15 protein-coding genes and 1 pseudogene are annotated in these 17,303 nt (G+C 66.6%); 9 read left to right on the top strand and 7 right to left on the bottom strand.

The annotated features are described in order from the left end of the window. Positions 1-13 precede the first annotated feature (13 nt). From B133_RS0119520 to B133_RS0119505, 4 genes are all read left to right on the top strand, one after another. Complete coding sequence (locus B133_RS0119520) at positions 14-535, top strand: PadR family transcriptional regulator (protein ID WP_018603448.1); 522 nt, start codon at positions 14-16, stop codon at positions 533-535. Between the two features lie 91 nt (positions 536-626). Then, positions 627-1,355, top strand: coding sequence for a PadR family transcriptional regulator (locus B133_RS0119515; RefSeq protein WP_018603446.1), 729 nt, complete (start codon positions 627-629; stop codon positions 1,353-1,355). A 32-nt stretch (positions 1,356-1,387) separates the two neighbouring features. Beyond that, positions 1,388-2,266: an oxidoreductase gene (locus B133_RS0119510; protein WP_018603444.1), complete on the top strand. Its 879-nt coding sequence runs from the start codon at positions 1,388-1,390 to the stop codon at positions 2,264-2,266. Then, on the top strand, positions 2,263-2,943 hold the full coding sequence (locus tag B133_RS0119505; RefSeq protein ID WP_018603442.1) for a hypothetical protein: 681 nt from the start codon (positions 2,263-2,265) through the stop codon (positions 2,941-2,943). The genes B133_RS0119510 and B133_RS0119505 overlap by 4 nt, the downstream gene beginning before the upstream one ends. A 1-nt stretch (position 2,944) precedes the next feature. Here the strand turns inward: B133_RS0119505 and glpK are convergent, their stop codons facing one another. Then, complete coding sequence (gene glpK / locus B133_RS0119500) at positions 2,945-4,465, bottom strand: glycerol kinase GlpK (RefSeq protein ID WP_018603440.1); 1,521 nt, start codon at positions 4,463-4,465, stop codon at positions 2,945-2,947. An 81-nt stretch (positions 4,466-4,546) separates the two neighbouring features. Here glpK and B133_RS0119495 point away from each other — a divergent pair, with 81 nt between their 5' ends. Beyond that, positions 4,547-5,281 (top strand): class I SAM-dependent methyltransferase, encoded by a 735-nt coding sequence (locus B133_RS0119495; RefSeq protein WP_018603438.1) that lies wholly within the window; start codon positions 4,547-4,549, stop codon positions 5,279-5,281. On the opposite strand, the gene B133_RS0119490 is transcribed toward B133_RS0119495, so the two are convergent. Beyond that, entirely contained in the window at positions 5,278-6,417 is a 1,140-nt protein-coding gene (locus B133_RS0119490) for an acyltransferase (protein ID WP_018603436.1), read from the bottom strand. The genes B133_RS0119495 and B133_RS0119490 overlap by 4 nt on opposite strands. Positions 6,418-6,478: 61 nt before the next feature. On the opposite strand from B133_RS0119490, the gene B133_RS0119485 reads away from it, so the two are divergent. The 4 genes and pseudogenes from B133_RS0119485 (at position 6,479) to B133_RS0119470 (ending at position 11,874) form a co-directional block, all read left to right on the top strand. Continuing rightward, entirely contained in the window at positions 6,479-7,948 is a 1,470-nt protein-coding gene (locus B133_RS0119485) for a hypothetical protein (protein ID WP_018603434.1), read from the top strand. A gap of 19 nt (positions 7,949-7,967) precedes the next feature. Next, positions 7,968-8,645 carry a class I SAM-dependent methyltransferase gene (locus B133_RS0119480; RefSeq protein ID WP_018603432.1) on the top strand — a complete coding sequence of 226 codons (678 nt, stop codon included), beginning with the start codon at positions 7,968-7,970 and terminating at the stop codon, positions 8,643-8,645. A gap of 421 nt (positions 8,646-9,066) precedes the next feature. Beyond that, positions 9,067-10,261 (top strand): annotated as a pseudogene (locus B133_RS23045) (alkane 1-monooxygenase). Further along, positions 10,258-11,874 (top strand): GMC oxidoreductase, encoded by a 1,617-nt coding sequence (locus B133_RS0119470; RefSeq protein ID WP_018603430.1) that lies wholly within the window; start codon positions 10,258-10,260, stop codon positions 11,872-11,874. The pseudogene B133_RS23045 and the gene B133_RS0119470 overlap by 4 nt, the downstream one beginning before the upstream one ends. A gap of 10 nt (positions 11,875-11,884) precedes the next feature. Here B133_RS0119470 and egtE read toward each other — a convergent pair whose 3' ends face one another. The 5 genes from egtE to egtA are packed head-to-tail and all read right to left on the bottom strand — an operon-like array spanning position 11,885 to position 17,217. Continuing rightward, positions 11,885-13,000 (bottom strand): ergothioneine biosynthesis PLP-dependent enzyme EgtE, encoded by a 1,116-nt coding sequence (gene egtE / locus B133_RS0119465; RefSeq protein WP_018603428.1) that lies wholly within the window; start codon positions 12,998-13,000, stop codon positions 11,885-11,887. Further along, the gene (gene egtD, locus B133_RS0119460) at positions 12,997-13,962 is read right to left on the bottom strand and encodes an L-histidine N(alpha)-methyltransferase (protein ID WP_018603426.1); all 966 of its coding nucleotides are present in this window, start codon (positions 13,960-13,962) and stop codon (positions 12,997-12,999) included. Before egtD ends, egtE begins: the two co-directional genes overlap by 4 nt. Next, positions 13,959-14,663, bottom strand: coding sequence for an ergothioneine biosynthesis protein EgtC (gene egtC, locus B133_RS0119455; protein WP_018603424.1), 705 nt, complete (start codon positions 14,661-14,663; stop codon positions 13,959-13,961). Before egtC ends, egtD begins: the two co-directional genes overlap by 4 nt. Beyond that, positions 14,663-15,940, bottom strand: coding sequence for an ergothioneine biosynthesis protein EgtB (gene egtB / locus B133_RS0119450; protein ID WP_018603422.1), 1,278 nt, complete (start codon positions 15,938-15,940; stop codon positions 14,663-14,665). The genes egtC and egtB overlap by 1 nt, the downstream gene beginning before the upstream one ends. Next, complete coding sequence (gene egtA, locus B133_RS0119445) at positions 15,937-17,217, bottom strand: ergothioneine biosynthesis glutamate--cysteine ligase EgtA (RefSeq protein ID WP_018603421.1); 1,281 nt, start codon at positions 17,215-17,217, stop codon at positions 15,937-15,939. The genes egtB and egtA overlap by 4 nt, the downstream gene beginning before the upstream one ends. Positions 17,218-17,303: the final 86 nt, after the last annotated feature.

The following is a 17,303-nucleotide window of genomic DNA, read 5'->3' as shown; positions in this document are numbered from 1 at the left end:
CTAAGATGACGCCATGAGTTTGCGAATGGCCGCACTCGGCCTCCTGGCCCAGCACCCCGGCAGCGGATATGACCTGCTCGGGCGATTCGAGCAGTCGATGGCCAACGTGTGGCCGGCCACCCAGAGCCAGCTCTACGGCGAGCTCAACAAACTGGCCGCAGCAGGACTGATCGAGGTCTCCGACATCGGGCCGCGCGGCCGCAAGGAATACCGGATCACCACGGCCGGTCGGGCCGAACTGATGCGCTGGATCCTCGACCCGTCCGACGATCCTCCGGAACGCCACGCCGAACTCCTGCGGGTCTTCCTCCTGAGTGAACTGCCGCCCGCCCAGGCCCGCGAGCACCTCGTTGCCCTTGCCGACCACGGCGCCGCCGAGGTGGAACGGCTCAAGACCCTCGAAGCTTCTGTCACCTGGACCGATGACGCGGCGGATTTCTACGCGCACGCCGCGCTGGAGTTCGGGCTGCGCCTCAACGCCATGCAGCGGGAGTGGGCAACGTGGCTCACCGCCCGACTTGACGAACACGACTGAATTCACCGTTGCATCGACGATATGTTCCGATATATCGTTATCGTATCGGAGGCGCATTTAACGCTTCCCGTCGAAAGAGAGAACCTCACCCATGAACACCCCATTCACACCTCCCAATCCACCGTTCGGCCCAGGCGGCTTCGGTTTCGGCTTCGGCCCCGACGATCGTCGTACCCAGCACGAGGAGCGGCGCCGGGCCCGGCGCGAGTTCCGCGATCACGTCCGCGAAGAGTCCGCAGGCCATCACGGCCCGTTCGGCCGCGGTTTCGGTGGTCCCGGTTTCGGCCCGGGTTTCGGATTCGGCCCCGGCTTCGGCCCGGGTTTCGGTCCCGGTTTCGGCGGCGGCCCCCGTGGTCGCGGTCGCAGTGGACGCAACAGCGGCCGCGGCAGGCGCGGTGACGTCCGTGCCGCCATCCTCAAACTGCTGACCGAGCGTCCCATGCACGGCTACGAGATGACCCAGCAGATCGCCGAACGCAGCGACAACTTGTGGCGGCCCAGCCCGGGCTCGGTCTATCCGACCCTGCAGCTGCTGGTCGACGAGGGCCTGATCGCCCCGGCCGAAAGCGAAGGCAGCAAGAAGACTTTCGAGCTGACCGACGAAGGCCGCGCGGCCGCCGAACAGATCGAAACCGCGCCCTGGGACGCCATCACCGAGGACGCCGACCCCAACGCTGTCAATATGCGCGCCGCTGTCGGCCAGCTGATGGGCGCCGTCGCCCAGTCGGTGCACACCGCGAGCGAAGAACAGCAGCAACGCATCCTCGACATCGTCAACGGCGCACGCCGCGAGATCTACCAGATCCTCGGCGAGGAGTAGCCGGCCGCGGAGGTCTGCGTAGGCTGACCGGCATGCAGACCTTCCCCTTAGGTCCGTTCGCGGTGTCGCGCGTCGGGTTCGGTGCCATGCAATTGCCCGGGCCCGGCGTGTTCGGCCCGCCGCGGGACCGCGAGCAAGCTCTGTCGGTGCTCCGACGCGCAATCGAGTTGGGCGTCAACCACATCGACACCGCACAGTTCTACGGACCCGCCGTCGCCAACGAGTTGATCCGTGCCGCGCTACACCCCTACCCGTCGGACCTCGCGCTGGTCAGCAAGGTCGGTGCCCGCCGCGACGAGCAGGGGCTGTGGCTACCCGCACAAGACCCCGGGGAACTCCGCCGCGGCATCGAGGACAACCTGCGGACTCTCGACACCGACCGGCTAGCCGCAGTGAACCTACGCGTTCACAACGGCGACGGGATCGGTGCCCCCGCCACCGTCGACCATGAGCTGTTCGAGCGGCAACTGACGGCTATGATCGCGGCCCGCGACGAAGGATTGATCGATGCCGTAGGCCTCAGCAACATCTCCTCTGAGCATCTGCGGATTGCCTTGGGCCACACCGCAATCGCGTGTGTGCAGAACGCTTACAACATCATCGACCGGAGCGCCCAACCGGTCCTGGACCTGTGCGTCGAGCACGGTATCGCGTTCGTTCCATTCTTTCCGCTCGGTTCGGCGTTCGATCCGAACAGTCCCGTGCTCGGCAACGACGTCGTCCGGCAGGCCGCAGTCGACCTCGGCTACACGCCGGCGCAGATTGTGTTGGCATGGACGCTGTCGGTCGCGCCCAACGTCCTGCTGATTCCGGGAACATCGTCACCGACGCACCTGGTGGAGAACCTCGCGGTAGCGGATATCGCGCTGCCCGAAGATATCTCGGATCGGCTGGACGGCGTGAGCAGATGACCGAAGAAATCGCCGCATACATCGTTCCCGCTATCGTGGCCGTGCTGGCGGCTGTCGGCGCCACCATCGGCGTCCAGTTCCGTGACGTCAACGCCTACGAGCGTCGGCGCGGATTCTGGCAGTGGCTGCTGGTGTTGCTCGCCGCTATGGCGACTTTAGGGGCTACCAACTCGGCATCCGGCGTCGGGAATCTGCTTGAGGCCGCCTTGTTGTCGGTGCTCGCCATGGCAGCCATAATTCTCGCGCACGTGATGTGGCGCAGGCGAGTTCCCGATGCCGAACCCCGCACCCAGAGGCTCGCGGTGGCCGCCGCTGCTCTGGCCGTGGTCGTCGTCGCCGCTTCGGTGACACTCACCTACATTTCCGGCAAGGGCTGCCGCCAGGCCCAACCCCTGATGCAGTCCAGCCGGGCAAGTTCTGGTCTGATCCTCCCGTCGTTCACTGCCAACCAGGGCCCGACGGTCGGCGACTTCAACGACTGGGCCAAGGTGATCAACGAACAGGCGAAGCAGGTGACCTCGGGCAAGGCCGCCGAACATGCCCGACGGCTGGGTGAGTTGGCCGGCCAGATCGCCGATGCCGAGCGAACCAACGACAAGGGTCGCCACGCCATGCTGGGCGTGCAGTACTACGACGAGCTCAAGGGTCTGTTGACGGTCTGCCCGCTGCCGCGGTGATTCAGTCGATCTCAACCCAATCCAGCGTGCGCTGGACTGCTTTCCGCCAACCGGCGTAGCCGCTCGATCGCTGGTCTTCACTCCACCTCGGGCTCCAGCGCTGACCTTCCTGCCAATTGGCCCGCAGATCGTCGGCGTTGCTCCAGAACCCGACCGCCAGCCCCGCCGCGTAGGCCGCGCCGAGCGCGGTGGTCTCGGCGACGACCGGCTTGACCACATCCACGCCGAGCACATCGGCCTGAATCTGCATGCACAGCTGGTTGGCGGTGATACCGCCGTCGACCTTCAGAACCTCAAGGTGCACACCGGAATCGGCCTCCATCGCGTCGACCACGTCGCGGCTCTGGTAGCAGATCGCCTCCAGCGTCGCCCGGGCCACATGCGCGTTGGTGTTGAACCGCGACAGCCCAACGATCGCGCCCCGGGCGTCCGAACGCCAGTACGGCGCGAACAGCCCCGAGAACGCGGGCACGAAGTACACGCCGCCGTTGTCGGCGACCTGCCGGGCCAGCGACTCGCTCTGCGCGGCGCCACTGATGATGCCGAGCTGATCGCGCAGCCACTGCACGGCTGATCCGGTGACCGCGATCGAACCTTCCAGGGCGTACACGGGTTTCGAGTCACCGAACTGGTAGCACACCGTGGTCAGTAGCCCGTTGGCGGACCGGACCATCTTCTCGCCCGTGTTGAGCAGCAGGAAATTGCCGGTGCCATAGGTGTTCTTGGCCTCGCCGGCATCCAGGCACACCTGGCCGACCATCGCGGCCTGCTGGTCGCCGAGAATGCCCGTCAACGGCACCTCGCCGTCCAGTGGTCCCTCCGCGCGGGTGAGGCCATAGGGCACGGGCGACGACGAGGGCCGGATCTCGGGCAGCATCTGGCGCGGAATCCCGAAGAACGACAACAGTTCATCGTCCCAGTCCAGGGTCTCCAGGTTCATCAGCATGGTGCGGCTGGCATTGGTGACGTCGGTGACGTGCACGCCGCCGCGATGACCTCCCGTCAGATTCCACACCACCCAGCTGTCGGGGTTTCCGAAGAGCGCGTCGCCTTTCTCGGCATCGGCCCGCACGCCGTCGACGTTGTCCAGGATCCACGCAATCTTGCCGCCGGAGAAGTAGGTTGCCGGCGGCAGCCCGGCCTTGCGCCGAATCACCTCGCCGCGCCCGTCCCGATCCAGGGCCGCGGCGATTCGGTCGGTGCGAGTGTCCTGCCACACGATGGCGTTGTGATACGGCCTGCCGGTGCGGCGGTTCCACACCAGAGTGGTCTCCCGCTGGTTGGTGATGCCGAGCCCCGCCAGGTCCGCGGCCGTGAGTCCGGTCTTGTTGAGCGCGGTCATGATCACCGCTGCGGTGCGTTCCCAGATCTCTGCCGGATTGTGTTCGACCCACCCGGCGCGCGGCAGGATCTGCTCGTGCTCGAGCTGATGGCGGCCCACCTCGGCGCCGGCGTGGTCGAAGATCATGCAGCGGGTGCTGGTGGTGCCTTGGTCGATGGCTGCGACGAAATCGGCCGACATTCCTACATCATGGCTTACGTGGCACCCGGAGCTGATTCTCTTCGTACTAGCGGCACGTCGCCGAAAATCGGTATCGAACGGATGCCCCGCGGCGGCTACGACGCATCCTGTCTGGACCGGCTGCTGGAGACCGACCGGCTGGAATACCTCGACCGCGACGACGACGGAGACAACGGCGCCGATACGCGCAAACGGCAGGTGATCGACGCCCTGGACTGGACCGGCCGGTTCTTCGGCAACCACGAGAAGTTCGCGGCGATCGCGCTGGACCTGGTCGCCGAGGTGCCCGACCCGCGAATTCTGGAGCTCGGCGCCGGGCACGGCGGGCTGTCACGCCAGCTGCTGGTCAATCATCCGTCGGCGCATGTCACCGTCTCCGACGTCGACCAGGCCTCGGTGGCCGCACTGGCCGCGGGCGAGCTCGGCACTCATCCCCGCGCAGAAGTCCGGCGGCTCGACGCCACCGGGATCGATGCCGCCGACGGCGCTTTCGACCTGGCGGTGTTTGCCTTGTCCTTTCATCACCTGACTCCATCGCAGGCCTCCCGGGTGTTCGCCGAGGGCACCCGCGTCGCGGACAGGCTGCTGATCATCGACCTGCCGCGCCCGCCCGCCCTGCTGCATCTGCTGAGGCTCGCGGTGATGCTGCCGGCCGCGCCGTTCGTCCCGTTCCTCCACGACGGCGTCATCAGCTCGTTGCGCTCCTACAGCCCCTCGGCACTGCGCAGCCTCGCCCTGCACGCCGACCGGACCATCGAGGTCGAACTGCGCAGCGGGGTCACACTGCCCCAGATCGTCATCGCACGCCGTGGCTAGCGTCGGGGCCGGGTGAGCCGATGCAGCAACCACGCCGGCGGCACGGTCGCGGCCAGTGTGACAGCGAACAGCACCGCGGCGGAGCCGGTGTAGACGGGCCACCGCAGCACCAGCGCCATCACCAGGTCCATGACCACCACGTGCAGCAGGAAGATCTCGTACGAGATCTCCCCCAGCCACACCAGCGGCCGGCTGCCCATCAGCCGGGCGTACACGCCGGAATCCCCCAACGCGAGCGGCGCCACCACCAGCGTGGCGATCACCGCATACAGGATCGTCTTGGATACATCTTCGGACAGGCTTAGGGTGACCGCGGTGGTCCGCCCGGCAATCGGCGTCGACACCACCAGATAGCAGGCCACGGCCAGCGGCAGCGCCGCCAGCGCATAGCACCGCACCCCCGTCGTCGCCAGCACCGCGAGCATCATGCCGCCCGCGAACCAGGCCAGGTAGTGCGGCAACCACGCCCCCGCACCCACCGGCAACCAGTGGGTGTTGTGCAGGATCACCAGCCAAGCCGGGCTCACCCCGGCGATCACCGTCAGCCCAGTGAACAGCCGCAGCGGCCGGAACCGGCGGCGGCACAGCACCACCAGCAGCAGGTAGGCCAGCACCGGCAGCACTGCGTAGAACGCCACCTCCACAGCCAAGCTCCACATCTGGCTCAGCCCTTGATGCAGGTAGGACGTGAAGTAGTCGTCGCTGTAGATCTGGGTCAAGGTCAGATTCCGCACCAGCCCCACCCAGGTGTGGCCCGGGTTGGGGTGTACCGGGCGCAGCTGGTAGATCCCGAACACCAGCAGCACCGTCACCACATACGCGGGCACGATTCGGCGGAACCGGCTGCGGGCATACCGCAGCACCGACGGCGCCTGACCCCCGCCGACCACGGCCCGCACCCACGGGCGGAACAACAACAGCCCTGAGAGCACGAAGAAGATCGGCACCCCGATCTCCAGGCGCGCGCCCAGCAGACCGGCATAGCCGTGGGTGAGCAGCCCGGTGCCGTAGGACGCGTGGGTTCCCATCACGGTCATCGCGGCGACCGCCCGCACCCCGGTCAGCGCGGCGACGCGGTCGACACCGTCGACCTGCTCGAGCCCGCCCTGGTCGTCGTCAGCTTGTCGGGCACACAATCAGCGAGCCTATTACGCAATTTTCCTGCGCACCGGATCCCCGACGTTGTTGCATCGGCGTGTGGGCGAAGAGGTCAGCAACACCGAATACACCCGAGCGCACCGGCAAGCGTACCGGCGCAAGGTGCAACTCTGCCTCGACGTGTTCGAGACCATGCTGACCCAGTCCAGATTCGAGTTCGAGCGGCCGCTGACCGGCATGGAGATCGAATGCAATCTGGTGGACGACGCCTACCAACCGGCGATGACCAACCAGGAGGTCCTGGCCTCCATCGCCGATCCCGCGTACCAGACCGAACTGGGCGCCTACAACATCGAATTCAATGTGCCGCCTCGGCCCTTGCCCGGTCGCTCCGCGCTGGACCTGGAATCCGAAGTGCGGGACAGCCTCAACGCAGCCGAGACGAAGGCCAGCCAGAACGGCGCACACATCGTCATGGTCGGCATCCTGCCGACGCTTATGCCCGAACATCTTTCCGCCGGCTGGATGAGTGAATCGACGCGATACCAGGCGCTCAACGACTCGATCTTCACCGCGCGCGGCGAGGACATGACGATCGATATTTCCGGTCCGGAGCGTCTTTCGCTGCAGGCCGCGTCGATCGCCCCGGAATCGGCGTGTACCAGCATGCAGCTGCATCTGCAGGTCTCGCCCGCCGATTTCGCCAGAAACTGGAACGCCGCGCAGGTGCTGGCCGGCCCGCAGCTGGCCGTCGGCGCCAACTCGCCCTACTTCTTCGGCCATCAACTGTGGGCCGAGACGCGCGTCGAACTGTTTGCCCAGGCCACCGACACCCGCCCCGACGAGCTCAAGACGCAGGGCGTCCGCCCACGGGTCTGGTTCGGCGAGCGCTGGATCACCTCGATCTTCGACCTCTTCGAGGAGAACGTGCGGTATTTCCCGTCGCTGCTGCCCGAGCTGTCCGACGAGGACCCGGCAGCCGAGCTGGCGGCCGGCCGGGCACCGCGGCTGCCGGAGCTGCGGCTGCACAACGGCACCATCTACCGCTGGAACCGGCCTGTCTACGACGTCGTGAACGGGTTGCCGCACCTGCGGGTGGAGAACCGGGTACTGCCTGCCGGGCCGACCGTGGTGGACATGATGGCCAACTCAGCGTTCTACTACGGGTTGCTGCGCACCCTGTCCGAGGAGGACCGGCCGATCTGGACGAGGCTGAGTTTCGCTGCTGCACAACATAATTTCGAATCCGCTGCGCAACACGGCATGGAGTCCCGGCTGTACTGGCCCGGGCTGGGCGAGGTGACTCCAGACGAATTGATACTGCGCCGGCTGCTACCGATGGCCCACGACGGGCTGCGGCACTGGGGTGTGGCAGGCGAGGTGTGTGACCGCTACCTCGGGGTGATCGAGGCACGGGCGAAGACCGGGCAGACCGGTGCGGCCTGGCAGGTATCGACGGTGCAGAGGATCGAACGGCGCGGGGTGTCCAGGCCGCAGGCACTGGCCGAAATGTTGCGGCTGTACGTCCAGCAGATGCACAGTAATGAGCCGGTCCACAGCTGGGATTGACTCGCGTAGGTTGGACTGCATGGCATTTGATCAGGTCATGGATTGGGACAACGCCTACCGCGGCACAGGCGAGTTCGCCGGCCCGCCACCGTGGAATATCGGTGAGCCACAGCCCGAACTGGCGGCGCTGCACCGGGCTGGAAAGTTCCGTAGTGATGTGCTCGACGCCGGCTGCGGCCACGCGGAACTGTCGCTGACCCTGGCGGCCGACGGCTACACCGTCGTGGGCATGGATTTGAGCCCGACGGCGATCGCCGCGGCCAACCGTGCCGCGCAGGAGCGCAATCTGAGAACCGCCAGCTTCGTACAGGGTGATATCACCTCGTTCACCGGCTACAACGGCCGATTCAGCACCGTGGTGGATTCGACCTTGTTCCATTCGCTACCCGTCGAGAGCCGCGACGGCTACCTGAGCTCGATTCACCGGGCCTCGGCACCCGGCGCGTCCTACTACGTGCTGGTGTTCGCCAAGGGTGCGTTCCCGGAAGACCTGGAGACCAAGCCCAACGAAGTTGACGAGGACGAGTTACGGGCGGCCGTGTCCAAGCACTGGGTGGTCGACGACATCCGCCCGGCCTTCATCCACGCGAACGTAACCGCGATCCCGGGCACACCGGTGGAACCACTGCCGCACGATCACGACGAGAAGGGCCGGATCAAGTTCCCGGCCTTCCTTCTGACCGCACACAAGGACTGAGCGCCCAGGCACCGCGAGCGCGCGCGTCTGTCGTCCGACACACCCTGAGCAGTCGGCATTTCCGTCACTGTCCCGATCGCCCGTCGGCAAAGCTGCTGCACCCAAACATCCTCGGAACCGCAACAAACGGACACAACCGCACTTTCGTATTTGCCGAAGGAGCGCAACCAGATCATGACGACTGAATGGACAGCCACCTTTACAGCGAAAGGTGTGCGGACGCGCTCCTACAGGTAAATCCTCGAACCATCGAGGTCAAATCAGGCATCTAGCCCTGCTCAGCAAAGCTGGTCATCGTCGTTCGTGCGCCTATCCATGGTATTAGCAAAGGCCATGTGGCGACGCACACAAGGACTGTCGAATTCTTATAAAAATTGCTAGAGTGCTCCGAGGCATATGTCATTTGAAGATCGGGGCGGTCATGACAGCCGGCTTCGTAACGAGCAGTTACAACGCTGACACACAGCGCAATTGGAATGACCCAAAGCGGTATCTGTGGCTTCTCGCCGCTGCGATCCCTTGCTTGGTGATGGTGTCTTGGCTGGCCGTGAAAGTAACGGGGTTCGGTGGGTTCTGGTGGCTCGGGGCGCTTCTGACGTTCGTAGTGATGCCGCTGCTCGACTGCGTCGTCGGGACCGACCGCAGCACCCCAGCCGACGACGCCTACATCGATCTCGACAACGATCACTGGTATCGCTGGGCGACCTACCTCTACCTGCCCACCCAGTACCTGTCACTGATCTTCGCGTGCTGGTTGTTGGAGCGGTGGCGGCTGGATTGTCCTGTCGCCGATCGACCGCGCCGGCCTACTGGTCACGGTGGGGATCGTGGGCGGTATCGGGATCAACGCCGCCCACGAGTTGGGACACAGAAACGCCCGCCTTGAGCGGCGGTTGAGCAAGATCGCCCTGGCCCAGACGTGCTACGGCCACTTCTTCGTCGAACACAATCGCGGTCACCACGTACGCGTCGCGACACCGGCCGATCCCGCCAGTTCACTGATGGGTCAAAGCCTGTACCGCTTCATTCCGCGCTCGGTGATCGGCGGGCTTCGATCCGCATGGGCGTTGGAGGCACGACGATTCACCCGCCGTGGCAAGACACCGTGGACATTCCAAAACAATGTGCTCAACGCATGGCTGATGAGTCTCGTCCTGTTCTGCGGGCTCGCCGTGTGGTTCGGGCCGGTGGTCCTTCCGATGCTCATCGGCCAGGCGATCGTCGGCGTCTGTCTGCTCGAAGCGGTCAACTACCTCGAGCACTACGGACTGCGGCGCCAACGTCTGCCCAGCGGCCGGTACGAACCCGTCTCCGCTCGGCATAGCTGGAACAGCAACACCCTGGTCGCAAACGTCTTCCTCTACCACCTCCAGCGCCACTCCGACCATCACACCAATCCCCAACGGCGCTACCAAACCCTGCGCAGTCTCGACGAGGCGCCTCAGCTGCCCAACGGATACGGCGTCATGTTCGTGCTGTCACTGGTTCCGCCGCTGTGGCGCAGAGTCATGGATCCGCAGGTGCTCGAGCACTATTCGGGTCGCATCGAGTTGGCTGCGCTCGACCCGCGGCACCGCGAACACCTCATCCGCAGACACCAGACGCGCGCTGTATGACCGCCATATCGCGCCGGCGGTTTCTGGGCGCCGGTACGGCTGTAGCACTGAGTGCCGGCGGCGCAGGCTGGTGGATGTACCGACGTACCGAGGAATCCGAGCCTCGCGCTCACTACCCCGCGATCGTGATCGGAAGCGGCTATGGCGGTGGGGTGTCTGCACTTCGCCTGGGAGAGGCCGGCATTGAGACCCTCCTGTTGGAGAAGGGCCGGCTGTGGGAAACACCCGACGCCGACGGCAAACGGTTCACCAAGATGTTGCCCGCCGACACGCGGGCGGGCTGGTTCAGTTCGGTTCCGCCGAGCCTGGTCACGTCGTTCCAAGGATTCTCGATCGACGAGATCGCACGCAATTCGCCGTCGCCGCAGCCCGTTCAAGCCGGGATCTGCGACAAGACGACGCACGGCGCCCACCATGTGTTTCGCGGAGTCGGGGTCGGCGGAGGCTCACTGGTCAACGCCGCCGTGGCCGCCGTGCCGACTAAGCGGCAGATCGCCGAATGCTTCCCTGACATCGGCGTGGACGAGTTCCTGGGAACATACATCGAGCGCGCCAAACGCACGCTGCTGATCAGCTACCGCGACATGGACTGGTTCGAACGTACGCCGTGGTTCCAGTTCGCCCGCGTCGGCCGCGAATATGCCGCCGCGGCAGGGTATCCGGTCGATTACAACGGCAGTGCCTACTCGTTCGACTACATGAAGGACGAAGAGGCCGGAAAGGTCGAACGATCGGCGTTCGCGTTCGAGCAGCAGTTCGGCAACAACTACGGGCGCAGGGGCAGCGTCGACCAGACTTATGTCGCATCCGCCCTGGCTACCGGGAAGGTCACGTTGCGGCCGCTTACGGAAGTGACCGCCGTACGCCGGGAGGGCCGCGAATACGTGGTGTCCACCAGATCGATCGACCGCTGGGGCAAGGAAACCGGCCGCGACGAAATCGGTTGCGATCAACTGTTTTTGACCGCCGGTGTATTGGGTACCAATCAGATTCTGTTGCGTGCCCGGGAGACCGGGGCGCTACCAGACCTGAATGACGCTCTGGGATCCGGATACGGCAACAACGGTGACATGATGGTGTCGCACTGGCTCAAGAAAAGCGACCCCGCCGGAACCCAGCAGTCACTACTCGGGCTGATCAACCTCGACGGTCGGGCCGACACCGAGAACCCGGTCTACGCCACCATGTTTTCCCTTCCGCTGCCGGTCGAGACCTTCATGCTCGGCTACTACGTCATGGTCAAGACCGGTGATCGCGCCGACATCACCTATGACCGAACATCGGATTCGATCACCATCGACTGGCCTGCCGCCTACACCGACCACCTGACCGAGCGGACTCGAAAGGTCTTCGACAAGCTGACGCAAGTCAACGGGGTTGATTACCGCGATGACATCTATTCCGGGGAGATCTTCGCCCCTAACACAGTTCATCCGTTGGGCGGTTGTGTCCGCGGTGCCGTCACCGATGCGTTCGGACGCGTCAAAGGTTACGACAACCTCTATGTCAACGACGCATCGCTGATGCCGGGCTATCTCGGGTGCAACCCGTTCATGTCGATCACGGCATTAGCGGAACGCAACATCGAAGCAGTGCTGCAGGGCCGCCACTAGACACCGTTCGCTACACGACTTCCCGCAACGCCCGCGCAAACTGTCCAAGGTCTTCGACACCTGCATCGACGTGCGGGGAGATCCGCAGCACCGGTTTGGTCATCTCGAAAGGCGCCCGCAGGAGTTCACATGCCGTGGTGACGATGCCGTGCTCGGCGATGAGCCGGGCCCGCACCGCCGTTGGGTCGGCCCCGTCGGTCGGCTCCAGCGTGGTGATGGCCGTGGGCTCGTCAGCCGATTCCACCACGCGCCAACCGGGCGCATCGGCGAGCACCTGCCGAGACAGCCGGCCCACCTCGGCCAGCCGGGCACGCACCCGGTCGGGACCGGCCGCGAGGTACTCGCCGATCGCAACCGAAAACCCGATGCGGGCAGCGGCATTCGATTCGACCCCGTCCAGCGTCCGCACCGCCCGCGCCGGTATGCCCCAGGAAGGTGGCGGCACCCGAGGCTGCAGCCGCTGGGCCAGCTCCTCGCCGAGTGCGAGTACTCCCACGCCGCGCGGGCCGGCCAGCCATTTGCGCGCCGACGAGTACAGCGCGGCGGCGCCGACATTGCAGTCGAGATGGCCGAGGGCCTGGGCGGCATCCACCACGAGAGGTATGCCGGCAGCCCGGCATACCGCGGCGAACTCCGCCAGCGGCTGGGCCACACCGCGATGACTGGCCAGTGCCGTCAGGTGCGCGAGCGCGGGCGGGTCAGCTGCGAGTTGGCCGGCCGCCGCGTCGACGTCCAACCGGCCGGCCGCGTCGACGGGTAAGGCCCGGACCGCAAAACCGTTGGCCGCCATCACCGCAAGGTTGGGCCCGTACTCACCCACTAGGCACGCGGCGGTCCGCTCCCCCGGCCAGCTGCTCAGCAGCAGATCCAGGCCGTTGCCAGAGCCGAAGGTGTAGACCACGTTGGCGGCGGGCAGCCCGGTCAGTGCCGCGACCGCGGCCCGGCCCGCATCGAGCACAGGGGCCGCGGCGTCGAGCGCGACGTAACCACCGACCTCGGCCTCGTGGCGGGCGTGGGCGGCTGCCGCGTCGATCGCCGCGAAACTCTGCCGGGAGCATGCACCGCTGTCCAGGTGCAGCCCGGCGACCTGCGGGCGGGCGGCGCGCCACTGCTGCGCGAGGCTCATTTGACGGCCAGCGACAGGCCGAAGTCGCCCGCCCCGTCGGTCCACCAATGAGTTTGTCGCAGGCCGGCTTTCGTCAGCTCTGCCGTCACACCGTCGGGTCGGAACTTGTACGACACCTCGGTCAGCATCTCCTCGCCCGCGGCGAACGTCACATCGAGGCCGAGTGCCGACACCCGGACCCGCTGCGCATCGCGGCTCCGCAGCCACATCTCGATGCGCTCCTCGTCGCCGTTCCACCGGGCGACATGCTCGAAGGCCGCCGGGTCGAAGTCAGCACCCAACTCGCGGTTCACCACGGCCAGCACGTTGCGGTTGAATTCGGCTGTCACCCCGGCACTGTCGTCATAGGCGCGGACCAGCCGCGCCGTGTCCTTCACCAGGTCGGTGCCCAACAGCAGACTGTCGCCCGGTTGCAGAGTGTCGGCCAGGGTGTCCAGGAACTCGGCCCGCGGACCGGGTGTCAGGTTGCCGATCGTGGACCCCAGGAAGATCACCAACCGCCGTCCTACCTGCGGGATCTTGCCGAGGTGCTCCTCGAAATCGCCACACACCCCATGGATTTCGACCTCGGGATATTCGCGGCCGATGGCCTTACCCGCGGCTCGCAAGACGCCGGCGTCGACGTCGAACGGGATGAACCGGCGCAGCAGTCCACCGTCACGCATCGCGTCGAGCAGCATCCGGGTCTTTTCCGAAGTGCCACTGCCCAGCTCCACCAGGGTGTCGGCACCGGCGGCCGCGGTGATCTCGGCGGAGTGTGCGCGCAGGATCCGCGCCTCGGTGCGGGTCGGGTAGTACTCGGGCAGCCTGGTGATCTGGTCGAACAGGTCGCTGCCCACCGCATCGTAGAACCACTTGGGTGGCAGGCTTTTCGGTGTTTGGGTGAGGCCTTGACGGACGTCGCGGCGCAGGGCTTGCGCGGCGGAGTCGGCGGCCAGGTAGTTGGACAGTGTCAGCGTCATGCCGGTCCTTTCAGGGGTATCAGCTCGACGTGTGAGTCGTGTACGTACACCAGGTGCCGGTCGGGGATGTCGCGCCATCCGGGAGCGTCGTCGTACGGTTCACTGGCCAGCACCACGCCGTCAGGCTGCCGCAGCACCGACAGGGTGTCACCCCAGGTGGTGGCGAGCATGCGAGAACCGTTGGCCGCGAGGATGTTCAGCCGGGCGTTGGGATCGGCCGCGCCGACCTCGACAACCGTGTCGCCCAGCGTCTCCAGACCGCGGGAGAAAATCAGCGCCGCGAGCACCGCACTGTCGACCGTGGATTCGGCGTGCGCGGTCACCGACAGCACCGCGCGATCCACCACGCCGTTGTGCGACAGCAGCCACTGTCCGTCGGTGAAGGGCGCACATGCCGACGGTTCGATCGGCATGCCGACGGTCGCCGAGCGGACCGCTGCGACGACGCAGCCGCTGCGCAGCGCGGGTGCCACCGACGCGAACGACGCGTCACCCCACAGTGGTTTGTCACTGCGCCAGCGGGCGGGCCCGCCTTCGGGGAGATCGGGCGAGAAAAAGCCTGCGCCCCAACCGTCGGCATTCATCAAGCCATGCTTCTGCCGTCGCGGCGCGTAGGACTGCACCAGCAGCCCCTGCGGCGGGTCGAGCACGAGCGAGGCCACCGACCGGGGCGCGCCGAGCCAGCCCAGATGCCGGCACATCAGCCGGCGTCCCAGGCGAGCCGGACACCGGAGAAGATCTGCCGGCGGAACGGATGGTCCCAGTTGCGGAAGCTCGGCCGCAGGATACCCGCGGCCACGGCCCACGATCCGCCACGCAGCACCCGGTAGTCACCGCCGAAGAACGGCTGCGTGTAGCGCTCGTAGATCATCGGAGTGAAGCCGGGCCACGGGTTCAGCGGGGAGCTGGTCCACTCCCAGACGTCGCCGAGCAGCTGCTCCACGCCGTAGGCCGATGCACCTGCGGGATAGGCCCCGACAGGTGCCGGGCGCAACGCGTCACCGCCGAGGTTGGCCAGTACAGCGGTGGGTTCTGAAGCGCCCCAGGGGAATCGGCGCCGGGACCCGGTCGCGGGATCCCACCCACAGGCCTTCTCCCACTCGATCTCGGTCGGCAACCGGGCACCGGCCCAGGCCGCGTAGGCCTCGGCCTCGAAGTACGTGACGTGCTGGACGGGCTCGTCGCCCGGGATCGCCTCGACGTGTCCGAACCGGGTGCGGGTGCCGTCGGCATTCCAGAACTGCGGCGCCACAAGACCCGCGTCTTGCCGGTGGGTCCAGCCACGCTCGGACCACCAGCGTGGCTGTTGATAGCCACCGTCGTCGATGAACCCGCGCCATTCGGCATTGGTGACCGGAACTCGCCCGATGCGGAACGACGGTATGTCCACCACGTGCGCGGGACGCTCGTTGTCCAGCGAGTGCGGTTCGGTGAGCTCGTCGACGCCGAGCGTGAACGGGCCACCGGGAATCAGCACCGAGGTGCCGGCCACGCCGGTGCGCCCGGGTGGCAATGGGCCGTCGGTATCCAACAGTGGCACTCCCACCCGCAGACCCAGCGCCTGCAGCATGGTTTCGTCGTGCTGGTTTTCGTGGCTGATCACCAGACCGAAGTTGAACTCCGACGCGTCCTCAGGCAGCGCGTCGAGCGCGTCGAGCGCCTTGGCACGCACCGTCGCGCAGTAGGCCCGGGCCTCGGTGGGCGGCAGCAGCGGCAGCTGGGCGCGGCTGGCACGGGAATGCTCGAACGCGTCATAAAGCCGTTCCACCGCAGGGGCCAACATGCCGGGCCGGGCCGGGTCGCCACCGCGCAGCAACCACAGTTCTTCCTGCTGCCCGATGTGCGCAAGATCCCACACCAGCGGGCTCATCAGGGGGTCGTACTGGCGGTGCAGCTCGGCATCGTCGAAATCGACCAACCGCAGCGTGCGTTCTCGGGCCTGCGTCAGCTCCTGCGCCAGCGTCTCGCGTGTGGTCAAGACTCACCTTTCGCCAGTTGGCTCACCGCCGAGGCGATCCCGAATCGCACCGCCCGGTCGGCGAAGTCGTCGGACGGCGAGCGGCCCTGTTCGACCGAACGCACCAAACGCCGCATCGATTCCGCGAGTTCCGCGGGAGCACGCTCTGCCGCGGCCCGGACACAGCTGACCGCGGCCGCGTGAAGCCGCCGATCGGCCAGGCCCACCCGGGCCGCTCGATCCCACGCTGTCGCCACCGGTGCGGTCGCCTCCGCAGCGATCGCGGCGGCATCCGGATCATCGAGCAGCGTGGTGAGCGTGAACACTGCGGCCGGCCACAACCCATCGGGCAGACTGTCGAGATATCTGATCTCCAGCCACCGGCGCGGCCGCACCGGCGGAAACAGTGTCGTCAGGTGGTAATCCAGGTCGGCCGAGGTGGGACGTCTGCCGCCCAGCACGGCCAGGCCGTCGGCCCAGTCTGCGAATGGCACCCAGTTGACGACGGGCACCGCGCCCACGTCGTCGGCGGTGTTGACCAACATCACCGGAGCCCGTAGCGCGTAGTGCGCCCAATCGCTGGTCGGATCGGTCCCATCGGCACCGAGAACAGGCCCGCAGCGCGCCGAGTCGAGCTCACCCCACACCCGCTGCCGGGTCGAGACCCAGCCGGTGAATTCGCCGCCGAGCAGCGGTGAATTGGCCGTGATGGCGATCATCGTCGGGCCAAGCGCATGGGCCAGCCGCACCCGGTCTGCCCAGCCGGCCCGGGGGCCGGCATCCAGATTGACCTGTACCGAGGCGGTCGATGTCATCATCGCCGCGCCTGCGGCGCCGGTGCCGCTCGCGGCGAAGAACTGTTCCATGGCCCGGTACCGCGCACCGGGATTCACCCGCTGCGTCGGCCGCACCGGATCGGTGCCCAGCAGTACCAGACCGAGACCGCGGCGGGCGAAGGCCGCGCGCAACGTCGCCCGATCGGCCAGCAACCCGGTGATTGCGGCGAGCGGCCCGTCCACCGGTGGGCCGGACAGCTCGACCGCACCCCCGGGTTCGACGGTGATCCGGCTGCGGCCCGGCAGTCGGGGCACGGTCGCGATGGCCGCGGTCAGCTCGTCCCAGCCGGGACGGCGCATCGGGTCGGTCAGGTCATAACAGTGGGCCTCGATCTCCAACCCGACCCGGCCGACTGCACCGTCGTGCAGGCAATGCGCACCGATATAGGCAGCGGCCTGATCGGAACTGCTGAATTCGATGGGTGTTCGGGGGCCGGGATCAGCCCTGATGGGTACTGCCATGGCAACAAACCCCTCCCGGTCCTTACCGGTGTCGGACCGTCTGGTTGTTTCCATCTTCCAGATGGGACCGACAAATCGCCCTCTGG

Origin of the sequence: Mycobacterium sp. 155, assembly GCF_000373905.1 — a bacterium.
Lineage (GTDB): Bacteria > Actinomycetota > Actinomycetes > Mycobacteriales > Mycobacteriaceae > Mycobacterium.
Note: the sequence above shows the minus strand (reverse complement) of the source record. Positions and strands in the feature narration are given on the sequence as shown.